This is a genomic window from Sulfurimicrobium lacus (assembly GCF_011764585.1).
Lineage (GTDB): Bacteria > Pseudomonadota > Gammaproteobacteria > Burkholderiales > Sulfuricellaceae > Sulfurimicrobium > Sulfurimicrobium lacus.
The window spans coordinates 1,264,391-1,278,740 of record NZ_AP022853.1; the positions used below are offsets into that span (position 1 = coordinate 1,264,391).

The 14,350-nt window shown below is 59.6% G+C and carries 15 protein-coding genes; 8 read left to right on the forward strand and 7 right to left on the reverse strand.

Going from position 1 to position 14,350, the window contains the following annotated elements; all coding sequences use genetic code 11:
- Positions 1-2: 2 nt before the first annotated feature.
- On the reverse strand, positions 3-1,706 hold the full coding sequence (locus tag SKTS_RS06335) for an acetolactate synthase 3 catalytic subunit (protein ID WP_173061931.1): 1,704 nt from the start codon (positions 1,704-1,706) through the stop codon (positions 3-5).
- Between the two features lie 150 nt (positions 1,707-1,856).
- Here SKTS_RS06335 and SKTS_RS06340 point away from each other — a divergent pair, with 150 nt between their 5' ends.
- The 4 genes from SKTS_RS06340 to SKTS_RS06355 are packed head-to-tail and all read left to right on the forward strand — an operon-like array spanning position 1,857 to position 3,691.
- Positions 1,857-2,423: an RNA polymerase sigma factor gene (locus SKTS_RS06340; protein WP_173069002.1), complete on the forward strand. Its 567-nt coding sequence runs from the start codon at positions 1,857-1,859 to the stop codon at positions 2,421-2,423.
- Positions 2,420-2,806, forward strand: a complete 387-nt coding sequence (locus SKTS_RS06345; RefSeq protein ID WP_173061935.1) for a DUF3619 family protein — start codon at positions 2,420-2,422, stop codon at positions 2,804-2,806. Before SKTS_RS06340 ends, SKTS_RS06345 begins: the two co-directional genes overlap by 4 nt.
- A complete protein-coding gene (locus SKTS_RS06350) occupies positions 2,779-3,243 on the forward strand; it encodes a DUF3106 domain-containing protein (protein WP_173061937.1) in 465 nt (154 codons plus the stop codon). The genes SKTS_RS06345 and SKTS_RS06350 overlap by 28 nt, the downstream gene beginning before the upstream one ends.
- Before the next feature lie 55 nt (positions 3,244-3,298).
- Positions 3,299-3,691 (forward strand): RDD family protein, encoded by a 393-nt coding sequence (locus tag SKTS_RS06355; RefSeq protein ID WP_173061940.1) that lies wholly within the window; start codon positions 3,299-3,301, stop codon positions 3,689-3,691.
- Positions 3,692-3,698: 7 nt separating this feature from the next.
- Here SKTS_RS06355 and lptG read toward each other — a convergent pair whose 3' ends face one another.
- Complete coding sequence (lptG, locus tag SKTS_RS06360) at positions 3,699-4,772, reverse strand: LPS export ABC transporter permease LptG (RefSeq protein ID WP_173061943.1); 1,074 nt, start codon at positions 4,770-4,772, stop codon at positions 3,699-3,701.
- Positions 4,769-5,860 (reverse strand): LPS export ABC transporter permease LptF, encoded by a 1,092-nt coding sequence (gene lptF, locus SKTS_RS06365; RefSeq protein ID WP_173061946.1) that lies wholly within the window; start codon positions 5,858-5,860, stop codon positions 4,769-4,771. Before lptF ends, lptG begins: the two co-directional genes overlap by 4 nt.
- A gap of 92 nt (positions 5,861-5,952) precedes the next feature.
- Between lptF and SKTS_RS06370 the strand changes: the two genes are divergently transcribed.
- Genes SKTS_RS06370 through SKTS_RS06385 form a run of 4 tightly spaced genes read left to right on the forward strand, consistent with a single transcriptional unit; the run spans position 5,953 to position 11,334 of the window.
- Complete coding sequence (locus SKTS_RS06370) at positions 5,953-7,443, forward strand: leucyl aminopeptidase (protein ID WP_173061949.1); 1,491 nt, start codon at positions 5,953-5,955, stop codon at positions 7,441-7,443.
- A 26-nt stretch (positions 7,444-7,469) separates the two neighbouring features.
- Complete coding sequence (locus SKTS_RS06375) at positions 7,470-7,907, forward strand: DNA polymerase III subunit chi (RefSeq protein WP_173061952.1); 438 nt, start codon at positions 7,470-7,472, stop codon at positions 7,905-7,907.
- Positions 7,904-8,548, forward strand: a complete 645-nt coding sequence (locus tag SKTS_RS06380; protein ID WP_173061955.1) for a hypothetical protein — start codon at positions 7,904-7,906, stop codon at positions 8,546-8,548. The genes SKTS_RS06375 and SKTS_RS06380 overlap by 4 nt, the downstream gene beginning before the upstream one ends.
- A 50-nt stretch (positions 8,549-8,598) precedes the next feature.
- Positions 8,599-11,334 carry a valine--tRNA ligase gene (locus SKTS_RS06385; protein WP_173061958.1) on the forward strand — a complete coding sequence of 912 codons (2,736 nt, stop codon included), beginning with the start codon at positions 8,599-8,601 and terminating at the stop codon, positions 11,332-11,334.
- 285 nt (positions 11,335-11,619) lie between these two features.
- Here SKTS_RS06385 and SKTS_RS06390 read toward each other — a convergent pair whose 3' ends face one another.
- From SKTS_RS06390 to SKTS_RS06405, 4 genes are all read right to left on the reverse strand, one after another.
- A complete protein-coding gene (locus SKTS_RS06390; RefSeq protein ID WP_173061962.1) occupies positions 11,620-11,874 on the reverse strand; it encodes a hypothetical protein in 255 nt (84 codons plus the stop codon).
- Between the two features lie 7 nt (positions 11,875-11,881).
- Positions 11,882-12,496 (reverse strand): class I SAM-dependent methyltransferase, encoded by a 615-nt coding sequence (locus SKTS_RS06395; RefSeq protein ID WP_173061964.1) that lies wholly within the window; start codon positions 12,494-12,496, stop codon positions 11,882-11,884.
- 37 nt (positions 12,497-12,533) lie between these two features.
- Positions 12,534-13,619, reverse strand: a complete 1,086-nt coding sequence (gene thiO, locus SKTS_RS06400; protein WP_244617459.1) for a glycine oxidase ThiO — start codon at positions 13,617-13,619, stop codon at positions 12,534-12,536.
- 270 nt (positions 13,620-13,889) lie between these two features.
- Positions 13,890-14,309, reverse strand: a complete 420-nt coding sequence (locus tag SKTS_RS06405; protein ID WP_188200239.1) for a type IV pilin protein — start codon at positions 14,307-14,309, stop codon at positions 13,890-13,892.
- Positions 14,310-14,350: the final 41 nt, after the last annotated feature.

Here is a 14,350-nt window from a genome sequence, read left to right on the forward strand (position 1 = left end):
GTTTACACCAGAATCATTTCGGACAGGCCTTTGCCGCCGGGAATCATGGGATAGACGTTCTCGGTCTGGTCGGTGCGGAAGTCGAGGAATACCAGTTTCTCTTTCATCTCGTCGGAGAAAGCCCATTTGAGTGCGTCTTCGACTTCGGCGGGATTGTCGATGCGTCGCCCGTGATGGCCGTAAGCCTCTGCCAGTTTGACGAAATCCGGCAGGGTGTCCATATAGGATTCTGCGTAGCGTTCACCGTAGAAAAATTCCTGCCACTGTCTCACCATGCCCAGATAACGGTTGTTGAGCAGGATGATTTTGAGCGGAATATTGAACTGCTTGCAGGTCGCCAGTTCCTGGATGTTCATCTGGATGCTGCCTTCGCCGGTGACGCACGCCACCATTGCACCAGGATGGGCTAGCTGCACGCCCATCGCAGCGGGCAGGCCAAAGCCCATCGTGCCCAGGCCGCCGGAATTGATCCAGCGCCGCGGTTTGTCGAACTTGTAGAATTGCGCCGCCCACATCTGGTGCTGGCCTACATCGGAAGTCACGAAGGCATCGCCCCTGGTGATTTCGTGCAGCTTTTCCAGTACGAACTGGGGCTTGATGATGTCGCTGTGACGGTCATATTTGAGGCAGTCGCGCGAGCGCCACAACTCGATCTGCGTGAGCCAGGTCTTGAGTGCGGTCTGATCGGGCTTTTCCTTGCTGGCCTTGATCAGCTTGATCATTTCCGTCAGCACTTCAGGCACGTTGCCGACGATGGGCACGTCCACCCTGACGCGCTTGGAAATGGAAGAAGGATCGATGTCGATGTGGATGATCTTGCGCTCTTCCTGGTAGAAGTGCTCAGGGCTGCCGATCACGCGGTCGTCGAAGCGCGCGCCGATGGCCACCAGCACGTCGCTGTGCTGCACTGCCATGTTGGCTTCATAAGTGCCGTGCATGCCGAGCATGCCGACCGACAGCGGGTCGCTGGCGGGGAAGCCACCCAGGCCCATCAGGGTATTGGTGCAGGGGAAGCCGAGCAGACGCGCCAGTTCAGTCAGTTGTTCCGCCGCATCGGACAGGATCACGCCGCCGCCGGCATAGATCATCGGCCGTTTGGCTTCCAGCAGCATCTGCACCGCGCGCTTGATCTGCCCGCCGTGGCCCTTGGTCACGGGGTTGTAGGAGCGCATGCTGACATTTTTTGGATAGGAGAATTCGGTCTTGAACTGGGTGACATCCTTGGGAATGTCCACCAGCACCGGCCCCGGTCGTCCCGTGGAGGCGATGTAAAAGGCTTTCTTGATGGTGCTGGCGAGATCCCGGATGTCCTTCACCAGGAAATTGTGTTTGACGCAGGGACGGGTGATGCCGACCGTGTCCACTTCCTGGAAGGCATCCATGCCGATGGCGGGCGTCGGCACCTGGCCGCTGATCACCACCATCGGGATCGAGTCCATGTATGCCGTGGCGATGCCGGTGACTGCATTGGTCGCGCCCGGGCCGGAGGTGACCAGCGCCACGCCGGTGCGCCCGGTAGCGCGGGCGTAGCCGTCGGCGGCATGCACTGCCGCCTGCTCGTGCCGCACCAGGACATGCTTGAACTTGTCCTGTTGATAAATTGCGTCGTAGATGTTGAGCACCGCGCCGCCAGGGTAGCCGAACACATATTCGACGCCTTCTTCCGCCAGGCAGCGTACGGTGATTTCTGCGCCCGTTAATTCCATGTAAAACCCTTGCCAGACAAACTAACAAAAAGACCTCGAACAGTAACGGTTGTGGCAGATTTGGTCAAGTGCGCGAATGCTTTGTGGATGATGGGCCGCAAGGATTTTTGTTATGATGCGGGTTGAGCGAAATATTTGGGGAAGATAAAACTGGCTACCGAGCGGGAGCTTTCGGATTTTCTGGTTCAAGTGGAGCGACGCGCCTTCAAGCAGGCCGCGTTCGCCGTGCGCGACGACCACGCAGCGCTGGACGTCGTGCAGGATGCCATGATGAAACTGGCGGAAAAGTACGGCGATCGGCCGGCGGATGAGCTGCCCCTGCTGTTCCAGCGCATTCTGCAGAACGCCATCCGCGACTACTTCCGGCGCCACAAGGTGCGGGCCATGTGGACCACCCTGATGTCGTCGTTTTCGACCAATCACGATGGCGACGAGCAGGACCCGCTGGAAACGCTCGAGGTCGAAAGCGACTCTAATTATTTCGAAAACCCTTCGAAGCAGCTGGATCGGCAGCAAACCCTCGCCGTTATTGAAGATGCATTGAAAGAATTGCCGGCACGTCAACGGGAAGCCTTCCTGCTGCGTTACTGGGAGGATATGGATGTCGCCGAGACGGCCGAGGCAATGGGGTGTTCGGAAGGCAGCGTAAAGACCCATTGTTCCCGGGCGACGCATGCGCTGGCCGCGATACTGAAGAAAAAAGGAGTTCAGCTATGAACGAGCGGGACATAGCGAAAAAGATTTCGCAACATTTGAATTACGGGACGAACCAGCTGGATCGTTCGGTCTTGGCGCGCCTGCAAGCTGCGCGTCAGCAGGCCCTGGAGCTTCACGCCAAACCGCGTCATGCGTTCGGCCTGAGCTTGGCCGGCGCTGCCGGCAGCGGCCATCATCATGGCGAGGGACGGCATTTTTCCCTCCGCTTCTGGCTGTCCCTGGCGGCCCTGCTGGTCGGGTTGCTCATCGCCGTCAACTGGCAGACCATGAACGGCGATCTTGCTGATGACGTCGACGCAACCCTGCTGGCGGCTGACTTGCCGGTGCACGCTTACCTGGACTCAGACTTCGACGCATGGCTAGAACAATCCTCGCAGGACTAGCTTTCTGGCTGTTGCTGCTTTCCCCCGCGGCAAACGCCCTGGATTCGGCCGCCAAGCCGCCGCAATGGACTGAACTGTCGCCGCTGCAGCAGCAAGTCCTCGCGCCTGTCGCGCAGAACTGGAATGGCATGACGTCAAAGCAGCGCTCCAAGTTGCTGGGAGTGGCCAAGCATTATCCGAAAATGATGCCCGGCGAGCAGCAACGAGTGCAGGCCCGCCTCAAGGACTGGGAGTCGCTCACGCCCGAGCAGAGAGAGCAGGCGCGCAAGAAATATCAGCAGTTCAAACAGTTGCCACCCGAAAAGCGCCAGGAACTGAAGCGCAAATGGCAGCTCAAGACGCAGCAGGAGGGCGCTCCACAGCCGCTTCCGCAGCCAGTGCCCCTTGCGCCGCTTCAGCCGGTTGCACCCGCACCTGCGGTTCCCTCCGCCAAATAATTCTCCGCCTGATACCTTGACGCCGTCTCCTGCAAACTGCACCCCTCCTGGAATCATGCGGCGTCTTGCCAGCATGCTTTATGAAAGCCTGTTGTTGCTGGCAGTCTTGTTTCTGGCCGGCTTCATCTTTGTCGGACTGACTCATGGCGCCAGTTCGGGCCCGGTTAAACTGGCGTTCCAGCTTTACCTGACGGGTGTGGTGGCAGCCTATTTCATCTGGTTCTGGTTGCACGGCGGCCAGACTCTGGCGATGAAAACCTGGCATCTGCGCCTGGTCGGGGCCGCCGATCAACCTGTAAGCCTGCGTCAGGCGATATTGCGTTTCGTTGTCGCCGTGCCCGGGGTGTTGTCGGGCATCAGCGTGCTGTGGGCCTTGTTCGATCGGGACAAGCAGTTCCTCCACGACAGACTGGCCAAGACAAAGATCATCCTGACTGATAAACGATAGCCGATAGCTATCGTCTTTCCATCCACCAGATCATCCCCAGCGCAATGCTGAGGAAGGCGATGGCGGGGAAGGATGCGCTGAATAGCGGCGGCCAGTCGTTGAGCAAGCCGAGGTGGGCGAATACCCGATTCAACAGGTGGAAAGACAGGCCCACCATGATCCCCAAAAATATCTTGCCGCCGATGCCGCCACTGCGGGTTTGATGATAGGCGAAGGGCAGGGCGAAAATCATCATCACCAGCGTGGCAAACGGGTAAGCCAGTTTCGACCACAGCGCAATTTCATAGCGGATGGTTTTCTGCTTGTTTTCGCGCAAGTGCACCACGTACTGGTACAGGTTCCAGGCGGACATCTGTTCCGGCACGACCAGCAGCACCGAAAGAATGTCGGGATTCAGCACCGATTTCCAGGCCAGTTGCGGCAGTTTTTCCACCGTGGTGCGATCCCCTTCGAAGTGGGTTTGCGTCACGTCTTCCAGTAACCATCGGCCCTCTGTCTCATAGTGGCCGCGATCGGAATAGCTGACCATTTTCAAGTGATAGCCACTGTCGTACTGGAAAATTTTCACGCCCAGCAGGGTGGTGTCCGGCAGAATTTCGCGCACATTGACGAAGCTCCTGTCGTCCTTCAGCCACAGGCCGGAGCGAAATTCCTGCGCCACCACCGAACTGGTGGCTTTCAGCCGCAGCTGTTCCGCCATGCGCTCGGCTCCCGGTGTGATCAGTTCGCCAAACAGCAGGGTCAGCAGCACAAACACCATGCCGGTTTGCATCAACGACAGCGCGAAGCGTTGTGTAGATAATCCGGAAACCCGCATCACGGTGAATTCGGAATGGGCGGAAAGCTGTGCCAGGGCGAACAGCGTGCCGATCAGGGCGGCAATCGGAAAAAGCTCGTAGACGTGGCCGGGCAGGTTGAGCGCGACGAAGCCCATGATTTGCGGCAGGCGGTAGTTGCCTTTGCCCAGGTCGCCCAGTTCGTGAATCAGGTCGAAGAAGGCGAACAGGGAGAGCAGCGCGGCAAAAACGAATGCCGTGCTGGCATAAATTTCTCGCGCCAGGTAGCGATGCAGAATTCTCATGTTTTCCGCCGCAACAGGTTGAACAGCGAGGGTGCCAGCAACAGGCGGCGGTAGAACAGTGCGCCGATCAGCAAAACCAGAATGCCGTGTACCAGCCATACGCCCAGTGCCGGATGCAGCTTCCCCTGCGCCACCCAGGCTTGGGCGATGCTGATGCAGTTGTTGTAGATGAGGTATGTCACCAGGGCCATGATCAGATTCATGGAGCGTCCGGCGCGCGGGTTGACGAAGCTCAGGGGGATGGCCATCAGCGCCAGCAAGACGGCGCTCAGCGGCAGTGACAGGCGCCATTGCAATTCGGCGATGTTGGTGAGGGTCTTGTTGCGTATCAGTTCGAGAATGGAGAGGGCTTTTGCCGACGGCGCTTCCAGGTGCGCTTCATAGGGGTCGATGCGTACTGCATAACGTTCGAATTCGACGATCTTGTATTCCGGCGATCCGGGCAATCCTTCGTAGCGTCGACCGTCGAGCAGCATCAGGTAACGGTCGCCGTTGCTGGCTTGGCTCTGGTAGCCGTGCTCGGCGAACATCACGCCCTGTTTCTGGTTCTCGGTGGATTGCATGAAAATGTTGTGCACCGTATTTTTTGTTCCGGCAAAACTTTCCACGAAAAACACGCGATCGGCATGCTTGGACTCCTTGAAAACCCCGGGAGCTACTGCGGCCACGTCGTCTCGGCTGTCGATTTGCGCGCGGTATTGATTCTGTTTCTCTAGTGCCCAGGGCGAGAGGAGCAGGCTTAATACCGCCACGATCAGCGCTACCGGCATGGCAAAGGCCATGACCGGCCTGATGAACGCCGTCAGGCTCAGTCCGGAGCAGAACCAAACCACCATTTCGTTGTCACGATAGCTGCGGGTCAGGGTCAGCAGGACGGCGATGAACAGCGTGAGCGACAGCAGGACCGGCAGGTAATTGAGCGCGCTGAAGCCCAGAAAGGCCACCACCGCCTCGCTTGCCAGCGAGCCGCTTGCAGCCTGGCCGAGAAGCCGGATCACCAGGGTGGTGATGCTGATTGCCAGGAGGACGATAAATACGGCGGTTGCATTGCCAAACAGTTCATGCAACAAAGCGCGGCGAAAAATCATATTTTGGGTTTTCTTTGACTTTCCTGCTTGGGTCTGAGGATAATTGAACCCAATTCAAATTTGGTCAATGTGGGACGAATAAGGAGCAGCACGTGGAATTTAGCATAAAAAGCGGCAGCCCGGAAAAACAGCGTACCGCCTGTGTGGTGGTAGGGGTGTTCGAACACCGCAAGCTTTCCCTCGCGGCCGATCTCATGGATCGCGTTTCCGGCTTTTATATCAGCGACATCCTGCGGCGCGGCGATATGGACGGCAAGCTGGGCAGCACGGTGCTTTTGCATAATGTTCCCAACGCGCTGTGCGACCGGTTGCTGCTGGTGGGGCTGGGCAAGGAGCGCGAATTCAAGGACAAGGAATACCGTGAAGCCGTGGGGGCCGCGGTCAAGGCATTGAATGCCACCGGCGCGACCGAGGCCGCCATGTACCTGACCGAAGTGCCGGTGAAGAAGCGCGAACTGTCGTGGAAAGTGGAGCAGGCGGTCATGGTGGCGATGGAAAGCGTGTATCGCTTCGATCGTCTCAAAAGCAAGCAGGACGAGCAGCGCCGCCCATTGCGCAAAATGGTGCTGAGCGTGCCGCGCCGCAACGAGCTGTCAATCGGCGAAGCAGCCCTGAATCAGGGACTGGCCATCGCCCAGGGCATGAACCTGGCCAAGGACCTCGCCAACCTGCCCGGCAATATCTGCACCCCGACCTACATCGCCGAGCAGGCGCAGGAACTGGCCAAAACGCACCAGCTGAAAATCGAGGTGCTGGAGCAGAAGGATATGGAGGCGCTCAAGATGGGCTCGTTCCTGTCCGTCGCCAAGGGCAGCCGCCAGCCACCCAAGCTCATCGTGCTGCAGTATGCCGGAGCGGCCAAAAACCAGAAGCCGGTGGTGCTGGTGGGCAAAGGCATCACATTCGATGCTGGTGGCATTTCGCTCAAGCCCGCTGCCGAGATGGACGAAATGAAGTACGACATGTGCGGCGCGGCAAGCGTGCTGGGCGTGTTCCGGGCGATCGCGGAAATGAAGCTGCCGCTCAACGTGGTCGGCATCATTCCCACCTGCGAGAACCTGCCGGACGGCAATGCCAACAAACCGGGCGATGTCGTCACTTCGATGTCGGGCCAGACAATTGAAATCCTCAATACCGATGCGGAAGGACGCCTGATTCTGTGCGATGCGTTGACTTACGCTGCGAAGTTCGAACCCGCGGCGGTGGTGGATATCGCCACGCTTACCGGTGCCTGCGTCATCGCGCTCGGTCACCAGGCCAGCGGACTGCTCGCCAACCACGACCCGCTGGCGCGAGAACTGCTGCACGCCGGCGAATACACCTACGATCGCGCCTGGCACATGCCGTTGTGGGATGAGTACCAGGAGCAGTTGAAAAGCAACTTTGCCGACATCGCCAACATCGGCGGGCGTGCCGGCGGCGCCATCACGGCGGCCTGCTTCCTGTCGCGTTTCACCAAGGACTACGAGTGGGCGCACCTGGATATCGCCGGCACGGCCTGGAAGTCGGGCAAGGAGAAGGGCGCCACCGGCCGGCCGGTGCCGCTACTGGTGCATTTCCTGCTCAACCGCACGACAGGCTGAGCGCTGACGGCTGATAGCTGCCTTTAATGACCCAAATCGACTTCTATACCCACGTCCAGGACAAGCGGCTGCTCGCCTGCAAGCTCAGTGCCAAGGCGCTGGAGCAGGACTTGCGCGTGCTGGTGCTGACGGCGGACGAAGGTGAAGCGGCCAGGATGGACCAGATGCTGTGGACGACTCCCGCTACCGCCTTTGTGCCGCATTGCCGTGCGCGTGATCCGCTGGCGGCCGTGACGCCGGTGATCGTGGATTGCGATCCGGGCGAGTTGACGCATGACCAGGTATTGCTGAACCTGGGCAGTGAACGGCCGGCCTTTTTCAGTCGGTTCCAGCGCCTCATCGAGATCGTGACGGAGGACGAGACGGACCGCCAGGCGGCGCGCGAGCGCTTCCGCTTCTACCGCGACAGGGGTTACGAGATACGCTCCCACGACATGAGCCAGTCCGGCAAAGCCGCATCATGAGCCAGCAAAGCGGGAACCTGGTCCACGACGACGTCCTCGCCAAGATGGATGCGCTGCTGAAGAAACATCATGATGCGCTTGCCCGGGGCTCTGTTGCGGAGGACTTCCCTGTCCTGACGGAGGTGGTGAAAGAACCGGTGGATGCCATCCCGGTGCTGACCGAGGTGGTTGAGGTTGCGCTGGAGGCCGTACCAATTGCCGATTTCGAGGCTGACAGTCAGGGGCCATATGCTTCCCCGGCGCCCGCGAGCTTGCAGGAATATTCCCCGTGGTCGTATACGGATGAAGCGGAACAATACGCGGGAGGGGATGTCCCCCCCAGCGTTGACGACATGTCAGCTGCCATGGCGGCGGATGTTCCGTCCAGTGAGGTTTGCCATCCTGAATCTTCGCAACCGGAAGAGAAGGCGTTGCCGCTCAGCAGTGAAGCGCTGAACCAGTTGGATCGCCGGATACTTGAAATGCTCGAGCAACGGCTTCCTGCTCACATCGTCGAGGCCGTGGACAAAGCGCTTCCGGTGGTGCTCGAGGAATTCGCCATGGAACTCGAAAGCATGGTGCGCGACGCGGTGGCGCAAGAGTTGCGGCAGCAATTGGCGGAATTGCTACGGCAAGGCCAGCACGGCGACGTCCCGGAATAAACTTACCCGGTTGGGTTATAATTCCGCCCTTTCCCTGCTCGGTTTTATCCATGGAACTCGCCAAAAGTTTTGAACCCGCCGCCATCGAGGCGCACTGGTACCCATTGTGGGAGTCGAACGGCTACTTCAAGGCCGCGATGCAAGCCGACCGGCCTGCCTACTGCATCATGCTGCCGCCGCCCAACGTCACCGGCACTCTGCACATGGGGCACGCGTTCCAGGACACCCTGATGGATACCCTGGTGCGCTATCACCGCATGAAGGGCGAGAATACCCTGTGGCAACCGGGTACCGACCACGCCGGCATCGCCACCCAGATCGTGGTGGAGCGCCAGCTGGATGCAAAAGGCATTTCGCGCCACGACCTCGGGCGCGACGAGTTCCTCAAGCGGGTGTGGACGTGGAAGGAAGAGTCCGGCTCGACCATCACCCGCCAGATGCGCCGCCTCGGTGCTTCCGCCGACTGGTCGCGCGAGCGCTTCACCATGGACGAGGGGCTGTCGAAATCGGTGACCGAAGTCTTCGTCAAACTCCACGAGCAAGGCCTGATCTATCGCGGCAAGCGCCTGGTCAACTGGGACCCAGTGCTGATGACCGCGGTGTCCGACCTGGAAGTCATCTCCGAAGAGGAAGACGGCTTCATGTGGCATATCCGTTACCCGGTCGAGGGCGGCAGCGAAGCGCTGATCGTCGCCACCACCCGGCCGGAAACGTTATTGGGCGACATGGCAGTCGCCGTGCATCCCGAAGACGAGCGCTACAAGCACCTGGTCGGCAAGCACGTGCGCCTGCCGCTGTGCGAACGCAGCATCCCGATCATCGCCGACGATTACGTCGATCCGGCGTTCGGCACGGGCTGCGTCAAGATCACGCCGGCGCACGATTTCAACGACTACCAGGTCGGCCTGCGCCACCATCTCGAGCCTTTGAGCATTCTTACCCTCGACGCCAAAATAAACGATCTGGCGCCAGCCGAATACCAGGGCATGGACCGCTATGAGGCGCGCAAGAAAATCGTCGCCGATCTCGAAGCCCAAGGCCTGCTGGTGGAGACCAAGCCGCACAAGCTGATGGTGCCGCGCGGCGACCGCACCCACGTGGTGATCGAGCCGATGCTCACCGACCAGTGGTATGTGGCCATGGACGGGCTGGCGAAACGCGGCCTGGAGCTGGTGGCAAAAGGCGAAGTGAAGTTCGTGCCGGACAACTGGACCCACGTCTACAACCAGTGGCTGGAAAACATCCAGGACTGGTGCATCTCGCGCCAGCTGTGGTGGGGGCACCGTATCCCGGCGTGGTACGACGAGGACGGCAATGCCTACGTGGCGCGCAACCTGGAAGACGCGCAGAAACAGGCGGGACCCGGCAAAACGCTGAGCCAGGACGAGGATGTGCTCGATACCTGGTTTTCCTCGGCCTTGTGGCCGTTTTCCACGCTGGGCTGGCCGGACAAGACGCCCGAACTTGCCACCTTCCTGCCATCGAGCGTGCTGGTCACCGGCTTCGACATCATTTTCTTCTGGGTCGCCCGCATGATCATGATGTCGGAGCACTTCACCGGCCAGGTGCCGTTCAAGGAAGTCTACGTGCACGGCCTGGTGCGCGACATGCACGGCCACAAGATGTCCAAATCCAAGGGCAACGTGATCGACCCGATCGACCTGATTGACGGCATCGAGCTGGAAGCCCTGGTCGCCAAACGTACCACCGGCCTGATGAACCCCAAACAGGCGGAGTCCATCGCCAAGCAGACGCGCAAGGACTTTCCGGACGGCTTTCCCTCTTTCGGTACCGACGCCATCCGCTTCACTTTCGCCAGCCTCGCGTCCCATGGCCGCGACATCAAGTTCGACCTGCAGCGCTGCGACGGCTACCGCAATTTCTGCAACAAGCTGTGGAACGCTACGCGCTTCGTGCTGATGAACACCGAAGGCAAGGACTGCGGCCAGGACGAAGCGCTGCCGCTGCAATATTCCGATGTCGACCAATGGATCATCGGCCGCCTGCAGCAGGCGGAAAAGGAAGTGGCCGACGGATTCGATTCCTACCGTTTCGACATGGCAGCGCGTGCCGTTTACGAATTCGTCTGGGACGAATACTGCGACTGGTACGTGGAACTGGCCAAGGTGCAGATCGCCAATGGCGACGAAGCGCAGCAGCGGGCGACGCGCCGCACCCTGGTGCGGGTGCTGGAAAGCACGCTGCGCATGGCGCACCCGATCATTCCCTTCATCACCGAAGAGCTGTGGCAGAAAATGGCTCCCCTGGCCGGAAAAAGCGGCGCCAGCATCATGCTGCAGGCTTACCCTGCTGCCGACATGGCCAGCGTCAGCGAGGCCGCCAGCAGCCAGGTCGCCCTGCTCAAAGAGTTGGTCAACGCCTGTCGTGGCTTGCGCGGCGAAATGAACCTTTCTCCCGCGCTCAAGGTGCCGCTGATCGCGCTGGGCGATATCGCTGCGCTGGTGCCTTACCTGCAGGCGCTGGCGAGAATTTCCGAGGTTGAAATCGTGTCAGGGGAACTGCCTGCGGCCGATGCACCGGTGGCGGTGGTGGGCGATGTGCGCCTGATGCTCAAGATCGAGGTGGACAAGGAGGCCGAACAGGCGCGTCTGTCCAAGGAAATCGCGCGTCTGGAAGGGGAAATCGCCAAGGCCAACGCCAAGCTCGGCAACGAAAGCTTCGTCGCCCGCGCCCCGGCTGCGGTGGTGGAGCAGGAAAAGGAAAGGCTGGCGAACTTTGGCGCGACGCTGGAAAAACTCAGGGCGCAGCTCGCAAAACTGGGTTAATTCAGTGAGGTAAACCCCCGGCTATGCCGGGGGACTCAAAAAGTTTGACTTACGCGGCGGTCATGCAAACTTGGCGATGACTGCTGTAGCTCCCTCCCTTTCAAGGGGAGGGCTGGGGTGGGGATGGGTTTGAGTGGTAGTGAAAATGCGCAAAGTGCAACCCACCCCCATCCCAACCTTCCCCCTGAAGGGGAAGGAGTAACCCCAGCCGCCATAGGCGGCTCGCGGTTTTATCGGCCATTTTGAGGGGCTCACCCAATAAGCCTCGACTTTGCCGGGGGTAATTTAACTCTCGCTGCTGATGCGCCAGGAATTCTCGTCGCGGGCGACCTCGTAGCGTGCCCAGCGTGAGAACTCATCCGCGCTGCAGATGAAATTGCGGCGCCGCTGCGGCCCCACCAACACCTTGTATTTAACGCATTCCGGCTGGTTTTCGTGCTCGCAGGGCACGCCCTGAGCCAGCACCTGGCGCACTTCCCAGTGGCCGTGAAAATATCCGTTGCTGTAAGTGGCGCCCAGTTTGATCGGGGTGTTCTTCATGCGGGTACTACTTCCTGATAAAGCGGCAAAACGTGTACGACTGCTTGCCTTGAGAAGGCGTGATATGCAGGGCGCCAAAGGATTCTTCAAGAGCGAAGCCAGTGCCGATCTCATGTGACAGGGATTCCGGGCTGTAGCGCACCACGTCCAGGCCGCTGCACTGGGCAGGGCCGTCCAGCGCGAAGGTGGCGATGATCAAATGGCCGCCGGGAGGCAGGGCGGATCGGGCTGCCTCGATATATAGCCGGCGGTCTGCGGCGTCGGTGAGGAAGTGGAAAACGGCGCGGTCGTGCCAGAGGGCATATTGCTGCCCTGGCACGAATCGGGTGATGTCCGCGACCAGCCAGGTCACCTGGTTCGACGCCGCGCCCAGGCGGGCTTGGGTAGCCTCCAGCGCGGCGGCGGAAAGATCGAGCACCGTCACGTTGCTGTAGCCGTTCTCCAGCAGTGCGTCCACCAGGTTCGAGGCGCCGCCGCCCACGTCGATGATCGCCTCGCTTTTGCCCATGCCCGTGGCGGCGATGAGGCGTAGCGGAATTTCCGGATAAGCCTGAAACCAGCCGACCTCATGCGGTTTGCGAGTGGCGTAGACCTGTTCCCAGTGCGCCTTGGTGTCGACCATTGTGGTTCCTATATTCAAATGATGATGTGAATATAGTTTATTTTTGCGCAACAGGCCAGCGATAAGGTGCGATGTCGAGCGTTTGCGGGCGTTCCAGAATCAGATTGGCCATGATCTCGGCGCTGGCGGGCGCCATGGTGACGCCGTAGCGGAAGTGGCCGCTGTTGATATAGAGATTTTCCAGTTGCGGGTGGCGATCGATGGTGGGGATGTTGTCCGGGGATCCCGGGCGCAGTCCCGCCCAGTGCTTAACCACTGGCGCATGTTTCAGCAAGGGCAAAATTTCTGTGGCCTGGGCATAAAGCATTGCTTTGGCCTGTTCCGTTGTGGTTTTGTCGAAGCCCACGTCTTCCAGCGTGCTGCCAGCCAGGATATGTCCATCGAGGCGCGGGATCAGGTAAAACCCTTCGCGCAGGATAATGGTGCGCAAGGCTCCCGGTTCCGCCTTGAACAGCAGCATCTGTCCGCGGATGGGGCGGATATCCAGATTCAGCGCGTGCTCGCCCAACAGCTTTTTGCTCCACGCGCCAGAAGCGACGATGTAACGCCCGGCTTTCAACTCGCCGCGGCTGGTCTCGATGCTGGTGATTCTGGCGCCGTCGCTGTTCCATCTGGTGACTTCAGTATGCTCGGAGATTTCGACGCCAAGCAGTTCCAGCCTGCGTCGCAGGGCTTTTAGCAATCTAGGATTGCGCGCCTGAGCGACATCCGGGAGCCATAAAGCCTCTTCGTCAGCCGCCAGTTCGGGAACGATCTCCCGTGCTCCCGCACTTTCCAGCCGAGTGCCATGAGTGTCGCACCATATTCGTGCTTTGGACGTGGAAACAGGCGGCAGCACCAGCATGCCGCAGCACCGGTATTCAGGATCTATGCCGGTCGCGGTTTGCAGTTCCTCGGCCCATCCTGGGAACAGCGCGATGCTCCGTTGCACCAGTTGGTTGACGGCATCGGTGTAATCCCATGGCAGGAGTGGGAATAGAATGCCGCCGCCTGCCCAGGAAGACTCCTGGCCGGGCTGATTCCGTTCCAGCAATCTAACCGACGCGCCAGTGTTTGCCAGCTGAAGGGCAGTGCTGCAGCCGATGATGCCGCTGCCGACAATGATGTAATCGGGATTGAACAAAGATGGACCGGACCTGGGAGAATCGGAAAATTCGGGAGGGTATTATATCTGCGAACGAGAACGCTTTGTCGTCCGCAAAATCGCAGTTGCTTCCAGGCTTGGGGTGAAAGCCTGGGTCAAGGCGAGTACGGGCTTGCCCGCCCCGCCCGGTGTCTTGGTCTCAGAACAAGGCAATTGCGACGACGGTATTCAAGGTGCTCAAAGAATTCATGTCGTAGCGGTATCGTATAAAGCTAGAACCCGTCCTGCGTCCTGGTGCGGCTCAGCAGACTACTTGTTCCAGCATTCGGCCACGCTCGCGGTTCCTGTGACGCCTTTTACGCCGAGGCTGGTCAGCGTCAGGGAGCCGCATGCATCACCGTCCATCAGTCCGCCACCCACAGGGATGGCTCTCAGGGTATAGGCAGTTGCAGTTTGCACCGGCAAATCTATGTTGTAAACCGCAGTACCTTCCTTCGGGGAATTCACGAATTGAACAACACAGGTAGCACAATTGTACTTGTTGTCCTCGGTGAATTTTCGTTCTAGAAACTGCGCGTCTTCGAGCAGCACGCTTCTGGCTTGCGAACGCTGCGCGCGCTTGGTATATGACTGGTAGGAGGGATAGGCAATGGCTGACAGTATTCCTATGACCGCTACGACTATCATCAGTTCGAGCAGGCTAAAGCCGCGCATTTGCTTGAATTTCATGTTCTTCTCCAAAATCGTTTTTCAGGAAAGCGCTGATTGCC

Bases quoted from the DNA above. Each gene is read 5' to 3' on its own strand.
- SKTS_RS06405 (WP_188200239.1), bottom strand. From the start codon at position 14,309: ATGAAATTCAAGCAAATGCGCGGCTTTAGCCTGCTCGAACTGATGATA.
- SKTS_RS06375 (WP_173061952.1), top strand. From the start codon at position 7,470: ATGACCCAAATCGACTTCTATACCCACGTCCAGGACAAGCGGCTGCTC.
- SKTS_RS06390 (WP_173061962.1), bottom strand. From the start codon at position 11,874: ATGAAGAACACCCCGATCAAACTGGGCGCCACTTACAGCAACGGATAT.
- SKTS_RS06385 (WP_173061958.1), top strand. From the start codon at position 8,599: ATGGAACTCGCCAAAAGTTTTGAACCCGCCGCCATCGAGGCGCACTGG.
- lptF (WP_173061946.1), bottom strand. From the start codon at position 5,860: ATGATTTTTCGCCGCGCTTTGTTGCATGAACTGTTTGGCAATGCAACC.
- SKTS_RS06350 (WP_173061937.1), top strand. From the start codon at position 2,779: ATGGCTAGAACAATCCTCGCAGGACTAGCTTTCTGGCTGTTGCTGCTT.
- SKTS_RS06335 (WP_173061931.1), bottom strand. From the start codon at position 1,706: ATGGAATTAACGGGCGCAGAAATCACCGTACGCTGCCTGGCGGAAGAA.
- lptG (WP_173061943.1), bottom strand. From the start codon at position 4,772: ATGAGAATTCTGCATCGCTACCTGGCGCGAGAAATTTATGCCAGCACG.
- SKTS_RS06345 (WP_173061935.1), top strand. From the start codon at position 2,420: ATGAACGAGCGGGACATAGCGAAAAAGATTTCGCAACATTTGAATTAC.
- SKTS_RS06395 (WP_173061964.1), bottom strand. From the start codon at position 12,496: ATGGTCGACACCAAGGCGCACTGGGAACAGGTCTACGCCACTCGCAAA.
- SKTS_RS06355 (WP_173061940.1), top strand. From the start codon at position 3,299: ATGCGGCGTCTTGCCAGCATGCTTTATGAAAGCCTGTTGTTGCTGGCA.
- SKTS_RS06380 (WP_173061955.1), top strand. From the start codon at position 7,904: ATGAGCCAGCAAAGCGGGAACCTGGTCCACGACGACGTCCTCGCCAAG.